The 16018-nt window shown below is 71.7% G+C and carries 11 protein-coding genes; 7 read left to right on the top strand and 4 right to left on the bottom strand.

Annotated features, from left to right (window positions below; all coding sequences use genetic code 11):
* Positions 1–128: 128 nt before the first annotated feature.
* A complete protein-coding gene (gene panB / locus M8I34_RS40270) occupies positions 129–989 on the bottom strand; it encodes a 3-methyl-2-oxobutanoate hydroxymethyltransferase (RefSeq protein ID WP_250058046.1) in 861 nt (286 codons plus the stop codon).
* A gap of 192 nt (positions 990–1181) precedes the next feature.
* Here panB and M8I34_RS40265 point away from each other — a divergent pair, with 192 nt between their 5' ends.
* From M8I34_RS40265 to M8I34_RS40250, 4 genes are all read left to right on the top strand, one after another.
* A complete protein-coding gene (locus M8I34_RS40265) occupies positions 1182–2801 on the top strand; it encodes an MFS transporter (protein ID WP_250058045.1) in 1620 nt (539 codons plus the stop codon).
* Positions 2798–3457: a TetR/AcrR family transcriptional regulator gene (locus M8I34_RS40260; protein ID WP_250058044.1), complete on the top strand. Its 660-nt coding sequence runs from the start codon at positions 2798–2800 to the stop codon at positions 3455–3457. The genes M8I34_RS40265 and M8I34_RS40260 overlap by 4 nt, the downstream gene beginning before the upstream one ends.
* Before the next feature lie 255 nt (positions 3458–3712).
* Positions 3713–4717 carry an endonuclease/exonuclease/phosphatase family protein gene (locus M8I34_RS40255; RefSeq protein WP_374211057.1) on the top strand — a complete coding sequence of 335 codons (1005 nt, stop codon included), beginning with the start codon at positions 3713–3715 and terminating at the stop codon, positions 4715–4717.
* A gap of 188 nt (positions 4718–4905) precedes the next feature.
* Positions 4906–6141 (top strand): MFS transporter, encoded by a 1236-nt coding sequence (locus M8I34_RS40250; protein WP_250058042.1) that lies wholly within the window; start codon positions 4906–4908, stop codon positions 6139–6141.
* Positions 6142–6153: 12 nt separating this feature from the next.
* Here the strand turns inward: M8I34_RS40250 and M8I34_RS40245 are convergent, their stop codons facing one another.
* The 3 genes from M8I34_RS40245 to M8I34_RS40235 all read right to left on the bottom strand — a co-directional run bounded on the left by M8I34_RS40245 (position 6154) and on the right by M8I34_RS40235 (position 10040).
* Positions 6154–7908 (bottom strand): NAD+ synthase, encoded by a 1755-nt coding sequence (locus M8I34_RS40245; protein ID WP_250058041.1) that lies wholly within the window; start codon positions 7906–7908, stop codon positions 6154–6156.
* Positions 7909–8029: 121 nt separating this feature from the next.
* Positions 8030–9691, bottom strand: a complete 1662-nt coding sequence (locus M8I34_RS40240; RefSeq protein WP_250058040.1) for a multicopper oxidase family protein — start codon at positions 9689–9691, stop codon at positions 8030–8032.
* A 124-nt stretch (positions 9692–9815) separates the two neighbouring features.
* Positions 9816–10040, bottom strand: coding sequence for a hypothetical protein (locus tag M8I34_RS40235; protein ID WP_250058039.1), 225 nt, complete (start codon positions 10038–10040; stop codon positions 9816–9818).
* Between the two features lie 327 nt (positions 10041–10367).
* Here M8I34_RS40235 and M8I34_RS40230 point away from each other — a divergent pair, with 327 nt between their 5' ends.
* The 3 genes from M8I34_RS40230 (at position 10368) to M8I34_RS40220 (ending at position 15980) form a co-directional block, all read left to right on the top strand.
* Positions 10368–11276: an alpha/beta fold hydrolase gene (locus tag M8I34_RS40230; protein WP_250058038.1), complete on the top strand. Its 909-nt coding sequence runs from the start codon at positions 10368–10370 to the stop codon at positions 11274–11276.
* Positions 11277–11566: 290 nt separating this feature from the next.
* On the top strand, positions 11567–12928 hold the full coding sequence (glnA, locus tag M8I34_RS40225; protein ID WP_018090204.1) for a type I glutamate--ammonia ligase: 1362 nt from the start codon (positions 11567–11569) through the stop codon (positions 12926–12928).
* A gap of 28 nt (positions 12929–12956) precedes the next feature.
* The gene (locus M8I34_RS40220; protein ID WP_250058037.1) at positions 12957–15980 is read left to right on the top strand and encodes a bifunctional [glutamine synthetase] adenylyltransferase/[glutamine synthetase]-adenylyl-L-tyrosine phosphorylase; all 3024 of its coding nucleotides are present in this window, start codon (positions 12957–12959) and stop codon (positions 15978–15980) included.
* The last annotated feature ends 38 nt before the right edge of the window (positions 15981–16018 follow it).

The following is a 16018-nucleotide window of genomic DNA, read 5'->3' as shown; positions in this document are numbered from 1 at the left end:
GCCCGCCGCAGGCGCAACGGCGAGACACCACCACGGCGGGAAAGCCAAAAACGTGGGGCGCAAGCGAAGCGCAGCGGACGGGCAACGGCGAACAACCACCGCGGCGGGAAAGCCAAAAACGTGGGCGGTTAGTGAAACGTGTGAGACGCGGCAGGAAACGCGCCGCCGACGACGTCCTCGGCGAACGCCTTGGCCGCTCCGCCGAGCAGCTCGCGCAGTTCGAGGTACTTCTTGACGAACTTCGGTACTCGGCCGGCGGTCATGCCGGCCATGTCGGTCCAAACCAGGACCTGCGCGTCGCAGTCCAGCCCGGCGCCGATGCCGACGGTCGGGATGTGCAGCGAACGGGTGACCTCGGCGGCCAGCTCGGCAGGCACGGCCTCCAGGACGACCGCGAAGGCACCGGCGTCCTGTACCGCCTTGGCGTCCCGCAGCAGCTGCTGGGCCGCCTCCTCGCCGCGGCCCTGTACGGGGTAGCCGCCGTACGCGTTGACCGACTGCGGGGTCAGCCCGACATGTGCCATCACCGGGATGCCGGACGAGACCAGCAGCTCCACCTGGTCGGCGGAGCGCTCACCGCCCTCCAGCTTGACCGCGCCCACGCCCGCTTCCTTGACCAGCCGGGTGGCGTTGCGCAGCGCCTGCACCGGGCCTTCCTGGTACGAGCCGAACGGCAGATCGCCGACCACGAGCGCGCGCCGGGTGCCCCGGACGACCGCCGCGGACAGCAAGGTGATCTCGTCCATGGTGACCGGCACGGTGGATTCGTAACCGAGGTGACAGTTGCCCATCGAGTCACCGACGAGCAGAACGGGGATTCCGGCCTCGTCGAAGACGGAGGCGGTCATGGCGTCGTACGCGGTGAGCATCGGCCACTTCTCGGCGCGCTCCTTGGCGGCGGCGATGTCGCGGACGGTGATCCGCCGCGAGCTCGTGCCTCCGTACAGCGACTTGTCGACCGGCTTCTGGGCAGGCGAAAGCTGCGTCATGGTGACGGCTCCTGTTCGTCATCTCGAGGCACCCTGACGGTGTCCCCGGACTCCCCTCCATGCTGGCACGGCCCCCGCACAAAGGAAAAGGGAGCGGGAGCGGCCGGTCCTTCCGCCCGCGCGGACACGACCCGTGCGTGCTACTTTTCGATACGGAACGGACCCGTATCGAAATAAGCGTATGGTGTCGGCATGGCCACCTCATCCAGCACCCCGGGCGCAGCGCCGGCCCGACAGATCCCGGAACGCATCCACCGCCGCCGCTGGGCGATCCTGTCCACCCTCATGCTCAGCCTGCTGATCGTGGTGCTGGACAACTCGATCCTCAACGTCGCCATGAAGACGATCGCGACCCCGGCTCCCACCGGCCTCGGTGCCACCCAGAGCGAGCTGGAGTGGGCGATCAACTCCTACACGCTGGTCTTCGCCGGTCTGCTGTTCACCGCGGGCCTGCTCGGCGACCGCCTCGGCCGCAAGAAGGTGCTGCTCCTCGGCCTGGCCGTGTTCGGTGCGGGGTCGGTGTTCGCCGGTATCTCCCAGTCGCCCACGGAGCTGATCGTCTTCCGTGCCGTCATGGGGCTGGGCGGCGCCCTGGTCATGCCGGCCACCCTCGCCATCCTGATGAACGTCTTCGAGCGCGAGGAGCAGCCCAGGGCGATCGGCATCTGGGCCGGCGGGGTGGGTATCGCCATCGCGGTCGGGCCGATCGCCGGCGGTCTGCTGCTCGACCACTTCTGGTGGGGCTCGGTCTTCATGATCAACGCGCCGATCGTGCTGGTCGCGCTGGCCGCGATGCTGATCCTGGTGCCGGATTCCAAGGACCCGAGCCCCGGCCGGCTGGACCCGTTCGGGGTGCTGCTGTCCGTCGTCGGGCTGGTGCTGCTGGTCTACGGCATCATCAGGGGCGGTCAGCTCGCCGACTTCACCGGCCCGCAGGTGGTCGGCACGATCGTCGGCGGCCTGGCGGTGCTGATCGTCTTCGTGGTGCACCAGAAGCACAGCGACCATCCGTCGATCGACATCAGCTACTTCCGCAAGCCCGCCTTCTCGGCGGCCATCGCCGCGATCGCGCTGGTCTTCTTCGCGCTGATGGGCGTCTCGTTCTTCACCGTCTTCTACATCCAGAGCGTGCGCGGCTACACCCCGCTCCAGGCCGGGCTGCTGTTCCTGCCGCTGGCCGCCGCCCAGATGATCTTCGCGCCCCGGGCCCGGCTCGCCGTGGACCGCTACGGGGCCCGCGCGACGTGCACGTTCAACATGCTGGTGGTGGCCGTCACCATGCTGGGCATCCTGCTGCTGGACACGGACACCCCGATCTGGGTCATGGAGGCGCTCTTCTTCCTCCAGGGCGCCGGCATGGCGCACATCATGCCGCCGGCCACCGTCGCGATCATGCAGTCGCTGCCGCGGGAGAAGGCCGGTTCCGGATCGGCGCTCAACAACGTCTTCCGGCAGGTCGGCGGCACCCTCGGCGTCGCCGTCCTCGGCTCGCTGCTGTCGACGAGCTACCGCGACGGCATGCAGGACAAGCTCGACGCGCTGCCGGGCGTACCGGCCGCCGCCCGGCACGCGGCCGGTGAATCCATCGAGGCGACCCACGGCCTCGCGGACACGATGGGACCGGCCGGCCGGTCGCTGACCGCCGCCGCCGACGACGCCTTCATCCACGCCATGCACATCACCGCGCTCGGCTCGGTCGTCGTCGCACTGATCGGGGCCGTGGTGGCCGTGGCCTTCCTGCCAGGCAAAATGGCAGCGGCGCCGCAGGCCGCGGAGCCGCAGGAAGAGCGGAAGGCGGGCGTGGAACGATGAGCCGGGCGGCGGCGGACTCCGAGGTGGCGGCCGGGGAGCGGCCGGGTCCGGCGGCCCCCGAGCGCCGTGGCCGGCCGCGCAGCGCCGCGGCCGACTCCGCCATCATCGAGGCCGTGCTGCGCCTGATCGAGGACGGTGTCTCCATAGGCGAGCTGTCCATGGAACGCATCGCCCGCGAGGCAGGCGTCGGCAAGGCCACGGTCTACCGCCGCTGGTCCGGCAAGAGCGCCCTGATGCTCGACGTGATGCGGTCCCTGGACGTCCCGAGCCCGCCGCTGGACGGCACCTCGGTACGCGACGACCTGGTCGCCCTGCTGGAGTTCCTGCGCCGCCGCGGACTCGCCAAGCGCAGCTCCGCACTGCTGCGCACCGTCGTCAGCCATGTCCAGGCGCAGCCCGAACTCTGGGCGGAGTACCACGAGACGGTCGTACGGGCCCGCCACGAGGCGCTGCTCGGGGTGCTGAGGCGCGGTGTGGCGAACGGTGAGATCCGCACCGACCACGACCTGGAGACCATCGCCGACCTCTTCGTCGGCCCGATGCTGGCCCGCGCCATCCTCCACGAGTGGAAGGAACTGCCCGAGAGCCTCTCGGCGGACATCGTCGACATGGTCCTGGAGGGCGTACGGCCCGGGGTGGACGCCGCGGCGGGCTGAACTCCGCTTCTCCCGGGCGGCGTTGGGCGCGGTGGGACTCCCTGCGGGACGGCGCGCGACGGCGCCACCGTATGACCGGATCATGCCCGTTCTGTCACAGCCGCTGTCATGAATCCCGTGACCGGAACCCCGACCCGTCACCGCGCCGTCCTCACTTCTAAGAAAGCGCATTACGGGCCATCGCCTAGGGTCGGTGACCACAGGCGAGGCGCAGCGACGCAAGGTAGTGAGGACAGCTAAATGGCGCAGGCATACATGACGGAGCCGGGACAGGGGCAGAACCCCGGGCAGGCTGGTTCCCGGGCCGAACGCCTGCGGAACTGGTGGCGTCCCGAGGGCATGTGGCGGCGCGGCCTCGTGCTCGCGGTGCTCGCCGTCCTGCTGGGCCTGGTGATGATGCTGCACGCCCAGATCCCCAACGCGGTGGGGAACTTGGGCAGTCTGCTGGAGACCTTCCTGCCGTGGCTGGGGCTGGGCATCCCGGTGCTGCTCGTCGTCGCGGTGCTGCGCCGCTCGGCGACCGCGCTCGTCGCGCTGGTACTGCCCGTCTTCGCCTGGGTCAGCCTCTTCGGCGGACAGATCACCGACAAGGCCGGCAGCGGCGGCAATCTCACGGTCGCCACCCACAACGTCAACGCCGACAACCCCGACCCGGCGGCCACCGCCAGGGACATCGTGGCCTCCGACGCCGATGTGGTGGCACTGGAGGAGCTGGCCGGCGACGCCCTGCCCGCCTATCGGCAGGGACTGGCCAAGGCGTATCCGTACCACACGGTCGAGGGCACCGTCGGGCTGTGGAGCAAGCGCCCGCTGTCCGACACGAAGCCGGTGGACATCAAGATCGGCTGGACCCGCGCGCTGCGGGCCACCGTCACCGCCGCCGACGGCCAGAAGGTCGCCGTCTATGTCGCGCATCTGCCGTCGGTACGGGTCAACGTCAAGGCGGGCTTCACCGCCAACCCGCGTGACGGCAGCGCCAAGGCACTGGGCGAGGCGATCGCCGCCGACCCGGTGAAGAAGGTCGTGCTGCTCGGCGATCTCAACGGCACCATGAACGACCGCTCGCTGGCGCCGCTCACCTCCCAGATGCGCTCCGCCCAGGGCGCCGCGGGTGACGGCTTCGGCTTCAGCTGGCCGGCGGCGTTCCCGATGGCCCGGATCGACCAGATCATGATGAAGGGGATGGCCCCGGTCAAGGCCTGGGTGATGCCCGCGACCGGCAGCGACCACCTTCCGGTCGCGGCGTCGGTGAAGATCTGACCCGCGTTGACGAACTGGTCCGACCAGCGTTGACGAACTGCCGACGGTGATCTGACGCGGGCCGGTAACGCCCCGTTCCCACGCCGGAATACTGAGCCTGAGAGACTTTGTTCCGTAAGAGAACTTAAAGAACTTACGGTCCGCGCGCTGCGTGCACATCCGCACGCAACACCCTGGAAAGGTCTTTCATGCCCTTGGCTCTGCTCGCTCTCGCGATCTCGGCCTTCGGTATCGGCACCACGGAGTTCGTGATGATGGGCCTGCTGCCCAACGTCGCGGACGATCTGGGCACCTCCGTGCCCACCGCCGGCTACCTCGTCTCCGCCTATGCCCTCGGCGTCGTCATCGGCGCCCCGCTCCTGACCGCCCTCGGCTCCCGGATGCCGCGCAAGCGGATGCTGGTCTGCCTGATGGCGGTCTTCACGGTCGGCAACCTCGCGTCCGCCCTCGCCCCCACGTTCGGCCTGCTGGTCGCGGGCCGGCTGCTCGCCGGGCTCCCGCACGGTGCGTTCTTCGGCGTGGGCGCGGTGGTCGCCGCCCGGCTGGTGCGCGAGGGCCGCCAGGCCCGCGCGGTCGCCACGATGTTCCTCGGCCTGACCATCGCCAACATCATCGGCGTCCCCGCCGCGACGCTCCTGGGCCAGCAGCTCGGCTGGCGCGCCACCTTCCTGATCGTGGCCGCCATCGGCCTGGTCGCGATGGCCTCCCTGGCCCGGCTGATCCCCCCGCTGCCGGCCGAGGAGCGCACCGGTCTGGGCCGGGAGCTGCGGGCGCTGGGCAACCGGCAGGTGCTGCTCGGCCTGCTCACCACCGTCTTCGGCTTCGCCGGGATCTTCGCCGTCTACAGCTATCTCGCGTCGATGATGACCGAGGTCACCGGCTTCGCGGCGGGCTCGGTCCCGCTGGTCCTGGCCCTCTTCGGCATCGGGATGACCCTCGGCGCACTCGCCGCGGGCCCGCTCACCGACCGGGCCCTGCGCCCGACCCTGTACGGCTCGCTGGCCGCCCTGGCCCTCGTGCTGGCCGCCTTCCACTTCACCGCCCAGGTGAAATGGGCGGCGCTGGTGACGGTCGTCCTCATCGGCGCCGTCGGCTTCCTGACCACCACGCCCCTCCAGATGCTGGTCATGAACAAGGCCCAGCAGGCCCCGACCCTGGCCGCCGCCTCCAACCAGTCCGCCTTCAACCTCGCCAACGCCGGCGGCGCCTGGATCGGCGGCCTGGTGCTGGCGGCCGGCTGGGGCTGGACGTCCCCGACCCTGGCCGGCGCGGTCCTGGCCGCCCTCGGTCTGGCCGTCGCCGTCACGGCCGGGCTGCTGGACCGCAGCGCCCACGACGCCTCGCGGATCGTGGCCCGCAGCGGCGGGGCGGACGCGGAGTCCGCCACCGGCCCGGCGGTACCGGCCGGGGACCGCACGGGCTGACCTGGCGGACCGTCAGGCCCCCTCCCGCCAGTGGTTGGTGATCGGCAGCCGGCGGTCCTTGCCGAAGCCCTTCGCGGAGATCTTGGGGCCGGGCGGGTACTGGCGGCGCTTGTATTCGGCGTGGTCGACCATGCGCAGGACGCGCGTCACCAGTGCCTCGTCGAAGCCCTGGGCGGTGATGTCCCCCCAGCCGCGGTCCTGGTCGACATAGAGCTCCAGGATGCGGTCCAGGATGTCGTAGTCGGGCAGCGAGTCGGTGTCGACCTGGCCGGGGCGGAGTTCGGCGCTCGGGGGCTTGGTGAGGGTGTTCTCCGGGATCGGCGGGGTCTCGCCGCGGTCGGCGGCGGCCTGGTTGCGCCAGCGGGCCAGCCGGTAGACGACCGACTTGTACACGTCCTTGATCGGTCCGTAGCCGCCCACCGAATCGCCGTAGAGGGTCGAATAGCCGCAGGCCAGCTCGGACTTGTTGCCGGGGGCGAGGACCAGATGGCCCTCCTGGTTGGAAATGGCCATCAAGGTGGTGCCCCGCAGCCGCGACTGGAGATTCTCCTCGGCCAGCCCGGTCAGCGGCAGCGCCGCCATGTAGGCGTCGAACATCGGGCCGATCGGCACCGTACGGAAGGACAGGCCCGTACGGCGCGCGAGTTCGGCGGCGTCGGTGAGCGAGTGCTCCGACGAATAGCGGGAGGGCATCGCCACGGCATGGACGTGCTCCGCCCCCAGCGCATCGCAGGCGAGCGAGGCGACCAGCGCGGAGTCGATCCCGCCGGAGAGGCCGAGCACCACGCTGCGGAAGCCGTTCTTGGCGACATAGGCGCGCAGGCCCACGACCAGCGCGGTGTAGATCTCCTCCAGGTCCGTGAGGCGTTCGGCCACACCGCCGAGGGGCTCGGGCGGGTAGGGCGGCAGCGGGTCGGGGGTGAGGGTGAGGTGGTCGACGCGCAGCCCGTCGTCCAGGACGCCGGAGGGAGGCACCGGCGCCGCGGCCGGCAGGTCCAGGTCGACCAGCACACAGCCCTCCGCGAACTGCGGTGCCCGCGCGATCACGCTGCCGTCCTTGCCGACGACGATCGAGTCGCCGTCGAAGACCAGCTCGTCCTGCCCGCCGATCATCGCCAGATAGGCGGTGGTGCAGCCGGCCTCCTGGGCCCGCTTGCGGACCAGCTCCAGCCGGGTGTCGTCCTTGTCCCGCTCGTACGGCGAGGCGTTGACCGAGACCAGCAGCCCGGCACCCGCACTGCGCGTCGCCGGCACCCGGCCGCCGTCCTGCCACAGGTCCTCGCAGATGGCGAGCGCGACATCCACCCCGTGCACCCGTACGACGGGCAGGGTGTCGCCGGGGACGAAGTAGCGGAACTCGTCGAAGACCCCGTAGTTGGGAAGGTGGTGCTTGGCGAAGCTCAGCGCGACCTCGCCCCCGTACAGCACGGCGGCGGCGTTCTGCGGGGCGCCCGCGGGGCGGCCGTAGCGCGGTGTGGCCTGCGCGCCGCGGTCGAGATAGCCGACGATCACCGGGAGGCCGCCCAGGCCCTGATCGGCCAGCCGGCCGGCCAGGGTCCGCAGCGCGTCACGGCTCGCCTCGACGAACGAGGGGCGCAGCGCGAGGTCCTCGACCGGGTATCCGGTCAGTGCCATCTCGGGGAACGCGACGAGGTGTGCGCCCTGGTCGGCGGCGCGCCGGGTCCAGCGCAGGATCGTCTCGGCGTTCCGGGCGAGATCGCCGACACAGGAATCGATCTGGTTGAGGGCGAGACGAAGTTGAGGCACTCCGCCAGTGTAATCGTCTTTCTGACGCAATGGGGGTCGGAGGCGTGTCGGCGGTGCTTCGGGCGGGTGACGGACGGACCGGGAGAGCTCCCGGGGCCGCCCGCCGCACGTCCTCGCGCGCCTACTTCTTGCGGTAGCCGATGATCGTCATCATCCCCGACTCCGAGTGGTAGATGTTGTGGCAGTGGACCATCCACAGGCCGGGGTTGTCGGCGTGGAAATCGACCTCGACCCTGCGGCCGGGCAGCAGGATCGTGGTGTCCTTGCGGGCGCCGCCGTTCGACAGCTCGAAGGTGTGGCCGTGCAGATGCATCGGGTGCCACATCCTGGTGTGGTTGCGGAAGATGATCCGGACCCGCTCACCGGCCTCGACGGGGTACCGCTGGTCGGGCGTGTACGGGCTCCCGTTGATCGCCCAGTCGTACTTCTCCATGGTGCCGGTGAGGGTCATTTCGAGGGTGCGGTCGGGACGGCGTGACACGGACCGTACGGACTCGGCGGCGCGGAACCGGTCCGCGGTCAGGATCCTGCCGTACAGGTTCCTGGGCCGGGCGGACGGGCCGGGCGCCTCACCGCTCCCGGTGCGCAGCAGGCCCAGCGCGGAGCGCCCCTTGCCCTCGGCGAGCACGGTGAGCGGGAAGACGCCGTCCCCGGCCGTGACGATGACGTCGTAGCGCTCGGCCATCCCGATGAGCAGCGCATCGGTCTCGGCGTGCTCGACGGGGAAGCCGTCGGTGTGCGTCACGGTCATCCGGTGGTCGCCGAGCGCGACGCGGTAGGCGGTCTCGCTGCCCGCGTTGATGAAGCGGATCCGGATGCGGTCGCCGGGCTTGGCGCGGAAGGTCCGCGGGTCCCGGGAGGTGCGGCCGTTGACGAGGTGGTACGGGTGGTCCACGTCCCCCGCGTCGTGGCCGAGCAGCCTGCTCCGGGCGCCCTTGAGGATCCGCGACGGGCCGTCGGCGGGACGGGATCCGCCGTGCCTGGGGTGCGAGCCCCCGCCGCCCTTTGCGTCGTCGTGGGCCATCTCGGTCGAGCCATGGGCCATGGGCCCGCGGTCCACGCCCCCGTGGAGCTCCTTGAGCACCGATTCGGGAGTGCTGCCGTCCACCCCGTCGACCCAGTCGTCCAGCAGGACGATCCACTCGTCGTCGTAGGAGAGCGGCTCCCTGGGGTCGTCGACGATCAGCGGCGCGTACAGCCCGCGGTCCAGTTGCAGACCGGAGTGCGGATGCACCCAGTGCGTGCCGGGGGTGGTGACCGCGAACAGGTAGTCGAACGAGGCGCCGGGCCGGATGGACCGCTGGGTCACGCCGGGTACGCCGTCCATGTCGTTGCGCACCGTCAGTCCGTGCCAGTGCAGCGTCGTGGGCTGCGGAAGGCGGTTGTGGAGGGTCAGTGCGATCCGCTCGCCCGCGGTGACGCGCATCTGCTTGCCGGGCAGCTCATCGCCGAACGTCCAGGTATGGACCGTACGGCCGCCCAGGTCGAGCCGGCACTCGGTGGCCTTCAGCGAGAAGCGGCGTACGGGACCCGCGCCACGCCTGCGCTCGGCCTCGGCGACCTCCGGACCGTCGGGGGACACATAGCCGGACGGGGTGTGGCCGCCGGTGTCGGGGGAGGGGGCTGTGCCGTTCATGCCCTTCATGGCATTCATGCCGTTCATGCCGTCCATACCGGAGTGCGGGCCGGAGCCGGTGGTACCGGTGGCGCAGCCGGACAGCAGGCCGCTGCCGGCGACGGCGATGCCCGCACCGAACAGGGCGCGGCGGGAGTGCGTACGCATGGGGGAAACACCTCGTGTCGGTGGTGATCTGGGGCGGGGGTGAGGGCACTGCCGCGGACTCCGGTGGGCGTCGGCGGCGGGGGGTGCGCTCCTGGACGCGCAGCACCGACAGTCGGGCGAGGAGTTAGTGACGCGGCGGCGCGGATATCGGCCACGGGCCGCGTGCCGCCGTCGAGGGGGCCGCCACCGCCCTCGGCGCTGCCGCGGGACGGGCCGTCGCGGAGCGGGCGTCGTACCGGCCGTGTCCGGCCGTCGGGGGCCCGGACGTCTGCGGGGTGGCGGCGCCGGCGGCCGGTGCGGTGAACAGCAGCAGGCCGCACCACATGGCGGCCTTGCCCTGTTCGTGCATCGCGGACCTCTCGACGGAACGGCGAACCGGCGGACGCGCGGGGAGGTCCGCCCGAAACGCACCCTACCCCCTAGGGGTATGGGTCCAGCGGTGGCCCGCCGGGCGGAGTGCCGTCGCACCGTTCGCCGCCGGACCGGGGGACTCCCGGACCGGCCGCTTGCGGCGCTGTGCGCCGGTATCACCGCTTAACGTTCCACCACCCGCCTACGCTTGACACTCCACGCCACCCGCGTGCCCGGGGTACCGCCCCGCCGCCGTCCCGGCTCCCGGCGCGAGGAGCCGGCGCCCCGGACCGGGAAACGGCGCCGGGGAAGGAGAAGGAGACCGATGAGCCGCTTCCTCCGCGTCCCCCGCCGCCTCCCCGCCCCCGGCCGGTTCCTGCGCATCGACGGGGTGCCGCTGCACGTCCTGGCCGAGGGCCGCGGACCGGTCTGTGTCCTCAGCGGCGGTCTCGGCATGGCGTGGTTCGACTGGGACGCGGTCGCCGTACTGCTCGCCCCGTACCGCACCGTCGTGCGCTTCGACCGCCCCGGTCTCGGGCTGAGCGCCCCGGCGCCCGGGCCGCCCACCCTCGCCGCCGAGGCCGGCCGGATCGCCCGCGTCCTGGAGGCGCTCGGCCACACCGGCCCGGCCACCGTCGTCGGCCACTCGCTCGCCGGATTCCACGCCGAGGCGTTCGCCCGGCTGCACCCGGACCGCTGCGCCGGGATCGTGCTGGCGGACAGCAGCATCGAGGACGACCCGCGGCCCCGGCTGCCGCGCGCGGTGCGCACCGCATGGGCGGGCACGGTGGCCCGGCTCGCGTGCGCCGCCGGGCTGCCGCGCGCCCTGGGCCCCGCCACCCGCCGGCTGATCGGCCACGCCTCGACCGTCGGCAGCCACCCGCCGCACCCCTGGGAACAGGCCGGCTACCGCACCAGCCGGGTGCTGCGGGCCTGTGCCCTGGAGAACGCGAGCTACTCCTACCAGGCCGCGGAGCTCGCCGCGCTGCGCCGGGACCACCCGCTGCCCGGGGTGCCGGTGGCCGTCCTCGCGGCGTACGACGGCAGCGAGTCGGCGCGGCAGCTGCGCGCGCTGGAGCGGCAGCGGGGGCTCGCCGCGGAGCTGGGCGGCCGGTTCGTGGTGGCCGCCCCGGCCGGGCATCTGGTGATGGCCGATGTGCCGGAGTCGGTGGCGGGGGCGGTGCTGGACCTGACGGGGACGGCGGAGCGGGGCGTGGCGGTGCCGCCCGTCTAGAGGGTGTCCGCCCGAGGGCCTGTCGTGTGGTGGAACGGGCCCTTCCACGCCGGGTCAATGGCCGCTCAGGTGCGCTTCAAGACTGGGCCAAGCCCCCCGATTGCCTCTTTCCGCTGCGCTGAGCCCGCTCGCCGCGGGAAGGATGCCAGGTGAGGGTTACGGGACGGCGGTTCTGATTCAGGCCAAGGGTGCGTAATGTGACGGTAACCCCCTCACGTGATACTGGTGTGCCACGTCGCGTGATCCGGCGCGTGTGGACAGGCCGATTGACCTGCAAGGATTGGTGACCCATGGACAAGCAGCAGGAGTTTGTGCTCCGCACGCTCGAGGAGCGCGACATCCGCTTCGTACGGCTGTGGTTCACCGACGTGCTCGGGTTCCTCAAGTCCGTGGCGGTGGCCCCCGCGGAGCTGGAGCAGGCCTTCGACGAGGGCATCGGCTTCGACGGCTCGGCCATCGAAGGGTTCGCCCGGGTGTACGAATCCGACATGATCGCCAAGCCGGATCCCGGCACCTTCCAGATCCTGCCCTGGCGCGCCGAGGCCCCCGGTACCGCCCGGATGTTCTGCGACATCCTGATGCCGGACGGTTCCCCCTCCTACGCCGACCCGCGCTATGTCCTCAAGCGCATCCTGGCCAAGACCTCCGACCTCGGGTTCACCTTCTACACCCACCCGGAGATCGAGTTCTTCCTGCTCAAGGACAAGCCCGTGGACGGCCAGCGGCCGACCCCCGGCGACTCCTCCGGCTACTTCGACCACACCCCGCAGAACGTCGGCATGGACTTCCGCCGGCAGGCGATCACGATGCTGGAGTCGATGGGCATCTCGGTGGAGTTCAGCCACCACGAGGGCGCCCCCGGCCAGCAGGAGATCGACCTGCGCTACGCCGACGCCCTGTCGACCGCCGACAACATCATGACGTTCCGGCTGGTCATGAAGCAGGTGGCGCTGGAGCAGGGCGTCCAGGCGACGTTCATGCCCAAGCCGTTCTCCGAGTACCCCGGCTCGGGCATGCACACCCACCTCTCCCTCTTCGAGGGCGACCGCAACGCCTTCCACGAGTCCGGCTCGGAGTACCAACTCTCCAAGGTCGGCCGCTCGTTCATCGCCGGTCTGCTGCGGCACGCGGGCGAGATCTCCGCCGTCACCAACCAGTGGGTCAACTCCTACAAGCGCATCTGGGGCGGCGCCAACCGCACCGCCGGCGCCGGCGGCGAGGCCCCCTCCTACATCTGCTGGGGCCACAACAACCGCTCCGCGCTGATCCGCGTCCCGATGTACAAGCCCGGCAAGATGGGCTCGACCCGGGTCGAGGTCCGCTCGATCGACTCCGGCGCCAACCCGTACCTGACGTACGCGGTGCTGCTCGCGGCCGGCCTCAAGGGCATCGAAGAGGGCTACGAGCTGCCGGCCGGCGCCGATGACGACGTCTGGGCGCTGTCCGACTCCGAGCGCCGGGCGATGGGCATCGAGCCGCTGCCGCAGAACCTCGGCGAGGCCATCGAACTGATGGAGCGCAGCGAACTGGTCGCCGAGACCCTCGGCGAGCACGTCTTCGACTTCTTCCTGCGCAACAAGAAGCAGGAGTGGGAGGAGTACCGCTCCGAGGTCACCGCCTTCGAGCTGCGCAAGATGCTGCCCGTGCTCTGAGCCACCGCGCCACCGAGAGGCTGCACCCATGGCACTACCCGCTCCGCAGGGACGGCGGAGCAGCACCTTCGCCCGGCTGCTGAGACACGGTTTCACCGACCCCTCAGCGGCCGGGGAGCTGCTCGAAGCCCCCGAACTCGCCTCCGTACGCGATGACTCGGTGCTGCTCGAAGCGCTGGGCGCCACCGCGGACCCGGACCTTGCGCTGCACAGCCTGGTCCGGCTGGTGGAGGCGCAGGAACCGGACGAGCAGCAGGCGCTGCTGAGCACCATCGTCGCGGCGAAACCGCTGCGCGACCGGCTGCTGGGAGTGCTGGGCGCCTCCGAGGCGCTCGCCGACCACCTCGTCCGGCACCCGTACGACTGGCAGTCGCTGGTCACCTACGAGTCGGTCGATCTGCACCCCACCACCCCCGAGTTCGAGCTGGCGCTCGCCGAGGGGATCTGGGGCGGCCAGAACGCCGAACGGCCGCGCGCGGACGCGCTGCGCACCGCCTACCGCCGCTCCCTGCTGGGCATCGCCGCCCGCGATGTGTGCGGCACGACCGATGTCGCCGAAGCCGCGGCCGAGCTGGCGGACCTGGCCACCGCCACGGTCCGGGCCGCCCTGGAGATCTCGTACGAAGAGGCGCCCGGGGACGCCGCGGTGTGCCGGCTGGCCGTCATCGGCATGGGCAAATGCGGTGGCCGCGAGCTGAACTACGTCTCGGACGTCGACGTCATCTTCGTGGCCGAGGCCAAGGAGGGCGTGGACGAGGCCAAGGCGCTCCAGGCCGCGACCCGGCTCGCCGCCCGCATGATGCGCCTGTGCTCGGACAACACCAGCGAGGGCACGATCTGGCCGGTGGACGCCAATCTGCGCCCCGAGGGCCGCAACGGCCCGCTGGTGCGCACCCTCTCCAGCCACCTCGCCTACTACCAGCGCTGGGCCAAGACCTGGGAGTTCCAGGCGCTGCTCAAGGCCCGCCCGATGGCCGGTGACCTCCAGCTGGGGCAGGAGTACGTGGATGCGCTGGCGCCGATGGTGTGGGAGGTCGCCGAGCGGGAGAACTTCGTCGCCGATGTGCGCCAGATGCGCCGCCGGGTCGTCGAGAACATCCCCGCGTCCCAGGTCGAGCGGGAACTCAAGCTCGGCCCCGGCGGCCTGCGCGACGTCGAATTCGCCGTCCAGCTGCTGCAACTGGTGCACGGCCGCAGCGATGCCACGCTGCGCAGCGCCACCACCCTCGACGCCCTCGCGGCACTGGCGGCCGGCGGCTACGTCGGACGCCAGGACGCCGCGGCCCTGGACGCCGCCTACCGCTTCCTGCGCACGCTGGAGCACCGTATCCAGCTCTTCCGGATGCGCCGTACCCATCTGATGCCGGAGAGCGAGGGCGAACAGCGGCGCCTGGCACGCTCGTTGGGCCTGCGCACCGAGCCCGTCGACACGCTCCGCAAGGAGTGGAAGTGGCACGCCAGGGAAGTGCGCCGGCTGCACGAGAAGCTCTTCTACCGTCCCCTGCTCGACGCCGTCGCCACCCTGGAGCCCGGCGAGACCCGGCTGTCCGCCCGCGCCGCCGGCCACCGCCTCGAAGCGCTCGGCTACGCCGACCCGGTGGCCGCGCTGCGGCATCTGGAGGCGCTGGCGTCCGGCGTGACCCGCAAGGCCGCCATCCAGCGGACGCTGCTGCCGGTGCTGCTGGCCTGGTTCGCGGACTCCGCCGACCCGGACGCCGGACTGCTCAACTTCCGCAAGGTGTCCGACGCCCTCGGCAAGACACCCTGGTACCTGCGGCTGCTGCGCGACGAGGGCGCGGCCGCCGAGAACCTCGCCCGGGTGCTGTCCGCCGGCCGGCTGGCCCCCGATCTGCTGCTGCGCGCCCCCGAGGCGGTCGCCCTGCTCGGTGCCCCCGACGGGCTGCAACCGCGCGGCCGGGCCGCGCTGGAGCAGGAGGTGCTGGCCGCGGTCGGCCGCGCGGACGGCGCCGAGGCGGCGGTCGCGGCGGCCCGCGGGGTGCGCCGCAGAGAGCTGTTCCGTACCGCCGCGGCGGATGTGATCGGCGCGTACGGCACGGAGTTCAGCCCGGCCGGCAACGATCACGGCCACTCCGTCGACGCCGTCGGCTCCGCGGTCTCCGACCTCAACGCCGCCACCCTCGCCGGCGCACTGCGCGCCGCGGTCCGCGAGCACTGGGGAGACACCCTGCCCACCCGCTTCGCGGTGATCGGCATGGGCCGCTTCGGCGGCCATGAGCTCAACTACGGCTCGGACGCCGATGTCCTGTTCGTCCACGAGCCGCGCGAGGGCGCCGACGAGCAGGAGGCCGCCAAGGCCGCTCAGGCCGTCGCCAACGAGATGCGCCGGCTGCTCGAACTCCCCTCCTCCGACCCGCCGTTGCTCATCGACGCGGATCTGCGCCCGGAGGGCAGGTCGGGGTCGCTGGTGCGGACGCTCGCCTCGTACGCGGCCTACTACCGGCGCTGGTCGCTCGTGTGGGAGTCGCAGGCCCTGCTGCGCGCCGAACCGGTCGCCGGCGACATGGAGCTGGGGCAGCGGTTCATCGAGCTGATCGACCCGCTGCGCTATCCGGCCGAGGGCCTGGGGGAGGACGCGGTCCGCGAGATCCGCAAGCTCAAGGCCCGGATGGAGGCCGAACGGCTGCCCCGCGGCGCGGACCCGACCACGCACGCCAAGCTGGGGCGCGGCGGCCTGAGCGACGTCGAGTGGACGGTGCAGCTGCTCCAGATGCAGCACGGCTGGGAGGTCCCCGGCCTGCGCACCACCCGCACCCGCGAGGCGCTGGCCGCCGCACACGCCGCCGAGCTGATCGGCACCGAGGACGCCCAGACCCTGGACGAGGCATGGGTACTGGCGGCCCGGGTGCGCAACGCCGTGATGGTGGTCCGCGGCCGCCCCGGCGACACCTTCCCCGTCGACGGCCGGGAAGTTGCCGCGGTGGGCCGCTACCTCGGCTACGAGGAAGGCCACATCGGCGAGATGATCGACGACTACCGCCGCATCACGAGGCGGGCACGCGGCGTGGTCGAGGAGCTGTTTTACGGGGCGTAGTCCCCGTACGTTTTTGGCTTTCCCGCCGTGGGGGTTGT

It is taken from the genome of Streptomyces sp. MCA2 (genome assembly GCF_023544705.1).
Lineage (GTDB): Bacteria > Actinomycetota > Actinomycetes > Streptomycetales > Streptomycetaceae > Streptomyces > Streptomyces decoyicus.
Note: the sequence above shows the minus strand (reverse complement) of the source record. Positions and strands in the feature narration are given on the sequence as shown.